The 4,806-nt window shown below is 39.6% G+C and carries 3 protein-coding genes; 1 reads left to right on the top strand and 2 read right to left on the bottom strand.

Annotated elements, in window-relative coordinates:
- Positions 1-119: 119 nt before the first annotated feature.
- Positions 120-2,732 carry an aminopeptidase N gene (gene pepN, locus Q0Z55_RS12395; RefSeq protein ID WP_297429241.1) on the bottom strand — a complete coding sequence of 871 codons (2,613 nt, stop codon included), beginning with the start codon at positions 2,730-2,732 and terminating at the stop codon, positions 120-122.
- A 268-nt stretch (positions 2,733-3,000) separates the two neighbouring features.
- Between pepN and Q0Z55_RS12390 the strand changes: the two genes are divergently transcribed.
- Positions 3,001-4,164 carry a hypothetical protein gene (locus Q0Z55_RS12390; RefSeq protein WP_297429239.1) on the top strand — a complete coding sequence of 388 codons (1,164 nt, stop codon included), beginning with the start codon at positions 3,001-3,003 and terminating at the stop codon, positions 4,162-4,164.
- Positions 4,165-4,362: 198 nt separating this feature from the next.
- On the opposite strand, the gene Q0Z55_RS12385 is transcribed toward Q0Z55_RS12390, so the two are convergent.
- Positions 4,363-4,584 (bottom strand): hypothetical protein, encoded by a 222-nt coding sequence (locus Q0Z55_RS12385; RefSeq protein WP_297429236.1) that lies wholly within the window; start codon positions 4,582-4,584, stop codon positions 4,363-4,365.
- Positions 4,585-4,806: the final 222 nt, after the last annotated feature.

The raw sequence follows: 4,806 nt of genomic DNA, 5'->3' as shown, positions 1-4,806 counted from the left end.
CACTTACCCAAGTTACGCCTTAAATTTGGCTCAATTAGGGGCGCTTTGCATTTCAAATCTTTGTGCAACAAAGCCGTACAAAAAAGCCCATCCGAAGATGGGCTATATGTTAAACGATTTTATGCAACACTGAGCATGGTACTTAAAGTTTCAGTTACATTTTTAGATTTTACCAAAGGCTGCAGCGCTTCTAGTTGCGCTTTAACGTGGCTACGTTGCGGTTCAGCCAAGGTGTACCAACGTGACAACACTTGCAACAAACGTGAGCCGACAATCGGGTTTTTCTCATCCAAATATTGGGCTAAATTGACAAAATGCTCTACCCCAAAACTCCAAGTATTCACAGGATTGGCATTTAAACCGCCTGATACAGCACGAATACGGTTTGGTACAGCAAGGTCATAATCAGGATGCGAAGTTAAATAAGCAATGCTTTGGGCTTCAGCTTTTGGATGCGCGGCTTGGATCATAAACCACTGATCCATAGCCAATGCTTCACCTTTAAAACGCAAGTAAAAATCAATTAATGCTTTTTCAGCTTGCGGTGCATCATTCCATACCAAGACTTTAAGCGCACCTAAACGCTCAGACATGTTGCCTGTGCTTTTAAATTTGTCATAAGCCAAATCAAATGCAGATTCATCCCCCTGACGTACCATCATAGCGAGGGCAATATTTTTTAATGCACGTACTCCCATGGCTTGGCTAAATTCAGCAGGTGCCTGAAGCTCTTGATCAATATTTTTCCAAAAACCTTTACATGCTTGGGCTACTGCATTTAACAGTGCTTCACGTTTTGCTTGAATCACCAATGGATTATAGTCTGCATCAATACGGCTGGCTAAATAGCCTTCTGATGGAACATCGAGTAAACGTGATGCCAATAAAGGATCGGTATTCACCAATTGCGGTAACAAATGAGGCGAGCTAATCGCATCTAAATAAACTTGAGCGTTATGATCTTTGAGTAAAATATTTTCCAGCAAAGTTTGCGCCGCTTGCCATTGGTTAAAACCGTTGGTTTCATGTTGCAGCAAAAATGCTAAATCTTGATCTGAATAGTTAAACTCTAAATCCACCGGCGCTGAGAAATTACGCAGTAACGATACAACTGGTTGAGCTGTCACATTTTTAAACACAATGCTGGCTTCGGCTTGATCAAACAGATACACACCATCTTTTACGCCATTTTCAAACAAGCTGTCTGAATTTAAAACCAATTGTTCGCCTGTTGCGGCATCAAACAGCGCTAAAGCCACTGGCATTGGCACGGCTTTTAAATTTGGATATTTTGCATGGGCTTTTAGGCTTTGTTTGAAGCTTAAAGTATAGCTTTGAGCATCTGCGTCATACTCGCCTTTCGCTTCCAGCTTTGGCGTACCCGGTTGGTTATACCACGTTAAAAATGCAGATAAATCGACACCAGAACCTGCGCTTAATGCTGCCACCCAATCTTCAACTGTGACCGCTTGACCATCATGGCGTTTAAAGTATTCATCTGTGCCCGCGCGGAATTTTTCTTTGCCCAAGAGTGTTGCCATCATGCGGTTAATTTCCGCACCTTTTTCATACACCGTTGCGGTATAGAAGTTATTAATTTCCACAAAATGGTCAGGGCGTGGTGGGTGCGACAATGGACCTGAATCTTCAGGGAATTGATGCGCTTTTAGAACCGCAACATCATCAATACGTTGTACCGCAGCCGATTGTAAATCTTCCGAGAATGATTGATCACGAAAAACGGTTAAACCTTCTTTTAGGCACAATTGGAACCAATCACGGCAGGTAATACGGTTACCTGTCCAGTTATGGAAATATTCATGCGCGATCACCGACTGTACGCGCATAATCGCAGCATCGGTGGTGTATTCTTCATCTGCCAAGACACATGAGGTATTAAAGATGTTTAAACCTTTGTTTTCCATGGCACCCATGTTGAATGCACTGGTGGCCACAATCATATAAATATCTAAATCATATGGTAAGCCGTAATGCTCTTCATCCCAACGCATAGAATGTTTAAGCGCTTGCATGGCAATGTGACATTTTGGAATATCTTTTTCTTCAGCATAAATTTCAAGCGCAACATTGCGACCTTCAGAGGTCACATAGCTGTCTTTTAAAACGGCTAAATCACCAATCACACAGGCAAACAGATACGCCGGTTTTTTGGTTGGATCTTGCCAAATGGCATAATGACGACCTTCGCCTGCGTCGCCTTTTTCAATCAAGTTACCATTAGCAAGCAAAACTGGGAATTTTTTATCCGCTTCAACGCGTGTGGTAAATACAGATAACACGTCTGGACGATCAGGATAGAAGGTGATTTTACGAAAACCTTCTGGCTCATTTTGGGTGACAAATAAATCATCTGCGGCTTGATACAAGCCTTCTAATTGAGTATTGCTCTCAGGATGAATCAGCACCACAGTTTCTAACATGACCTGCTCAGGTGCATTTTGAATCACCAATTGCTCGGTATCTAACTGATAGGCATCTGAAGTCAGTGGCGTGCCATTTAAAATAATTGATTCTAAGCTTAAATCACGACCCAGTAACACCAAGTCGCCTGCACTTTGACGTTGCATCTTAAGCTTGGCAGTAACGCGAGTATAATCAGCAAACACTTGGATATTTAAATCCACAGCATCCACCAAAAAACTTGGAATTTGGTAGTCTTTTAAATACACGGTTTGGTCGGCTTCGACCACAGGGTTTGCTGCAATATTCATGTTGCTGTTTATCCTATTTACAGAGTTTTATGTGCTTTTACTCGATCAAACGTCAAGTTTTAGGCGCTGTGTTTGCTATCTATATGGGTGTACACACCGCCTTTTCAATGATTTAGCGCAAAAAAGCCAAAATAATCACAGGGCTTTATTCAAGAGAAGTGAAAAGCTGCTATTCCTACACTTAGGCTATTTTGTATATATGTACAATGCTGATGCATGCTGAAATCTGTGTATAATCACGAGGTTCTTTATGCTGTGCGATTGCCTCATGAGTTTTAATATTTTACAAAAAAATTTAGATGCCAGTGCATTTTGTCCATTGTGTCAAGCCGCCATGTATTGGATTGATGCTGAACAATTTGATCAAGATATTAATTTCCACGAATGTAGTCATTGTCAGCATCGGGTGTTTCAAGAGCCACAGTACAGTTGCCATTGTGACAGCTGTTTAGGTGAGCGTAAAAAAGCCATGCGTGCCACCCGTTTGCAAGAAAATCGTAAAGGTCAACGCCGTAATAAAGATAGCGTCGAGCTTGAGTTATATCAGTTAAAATTTGTAGAAAAATTATTTTTATTGGCCTTATTAGATCCTTATGTACAAGAGGGTTCTCAGCATGATGAATACATTCATTGGGATGAGGTGAAGTTTCAAAATATCAGCCCGAATTTTTTATTTCAGAATGCCATTATTAAGCATTTGGTGAAACAACAGATTTTAATTGACCCCGATGCCAGTATTGATAACGAGCGCTATTATCTTAATGTACGCTTAGATGGTTATAGTGAACCGAGTTTATTTAGCGTAACGCAACAATTACGCCATTGGTTTTACGAAAATTTATCGCTTGGTATTCCATTTAAAAGCAGCGAAGAAGTCAAAGATGCGATTTATCTGTTGCTGTATCAAGAAATTATTCAATTTATTCAGATGTATTGCCGGACATGGAAAATCATGTTTGCAGGTAATCATGCGTTTCAAATGTTTTGCTACCGCTTGATGGATAGTCTGGCAGTCGGACAAATTTATTATTTAATTCAAAATGCGTTGGACTATTTACAGCAACAAAATATCTTACAACCGCGTAACGATAATTTTATTAATACCAATATGCTAAAAAAAACCCTACAGCAATATCGTGAACGTGCTGTACGTGAACGTTGGGAAACCTCTACCCTACCGCGCCCACCTAATTTACCGTTAAGCCGTATGAGTGAGATTTTATTTTTCCGTTTTTTAAGCTATGATGAGACCATCTTTGTACAACCCATGTGGCGCTCATGGAAAAAAATTGAACCGCGTTTAAAGTTTTATGCCGAAAAACGCTGTATGCATTGTGGCTCAAATGAATTAAGCGTAGATTATGATGCCGAAGACTATGTCACACTTAGCTGCCGTAGCTGTAAACACCAAGACCATTATTTTACCCAATAATAGGCTATATTTTCTGCCTAAGCTTAAGCAAGGTGAAGTTTTGGCAATTTAAGATAGTGTTTTATACAAGCTTATGTTTTAATGCACGCAGTATGAGATGAGCCTCTTACAGTATGCAGCTTAGATCTGTATACGACTAGCCCCTAACCATGGGGCTTTTTATTGTCTAAAATTTATAAAAACGCTTAAATTTCAGGGTTATTTAGGCTTAATGTCATAAACCCAATTACGAGCTTGTTGGTCTGTTGTGGATTCGCAAACATAGTAATCATGATCCCATGAATCAGGATGGAAGATTTCTTTTTTGCTGTAGGTGACATTTTTACCTTTTTCAACACAGATAAAGCTGTCTCCTTGGTCTTTAATTTGGGTTCCGTTTAAGAAACCACCAATACAGAGGAAACGGGATTGTTTAGCCATTTGGAGCAATCAACTTTTTGAATCATTTTCAATATGTGAATTAAACGATTTATTTCCAATGGTGTAAAGTTGAAGCTTTATAACACGAGATTTCTTTTATAAATTATTTTACTCATCTCTAAGTGATATATTTTAGCAATCAAATCAGGGCAGAGTAAAACTTGAAGTGCGACATAAACCACCTAATTAATTTAAAGGGTTTATGGAGTATATAAAATTGTC

The sequence above is a fragment of the uncultured Acinetobacter sp. genome (assembly GCF_947626835.1).
Lineage (GTDB): Bacteria > Pseudomonadota > Gammaproteobacteria > Pseudomonadales > Moraxellaceae > Acinetobacter.
This window is presented reverse-complemented; position numbering and strand designations above follow the sequence as displayed.

What these genes read in the sequence shown, in the direction of transcription:
- pepN (WP_297429241.1), bottom strand. Translation starts at nt 2,732, where the DNA reads ATGAATATTGCAGCAAACCCTGTGGTCGAAGCCGACCAAACCGTGTAT.
- Q0Z55_RS12390 (WP_297429239.1), top strand. Translation starts at nt 3,001, where the DNA reads ATGAGTTTTAATATTTTACAAAAAAATTTAGATGCCAGTGCATTTTGT.
- Q0Z55_RS12385 (WP_297429236.1), bottom strand. Translation starts at nt 4,584, where the DNA reads ATGGCTAAACAATCCCGTTTCCTCTGTATTGGTGGTTTCTTAAACGGA.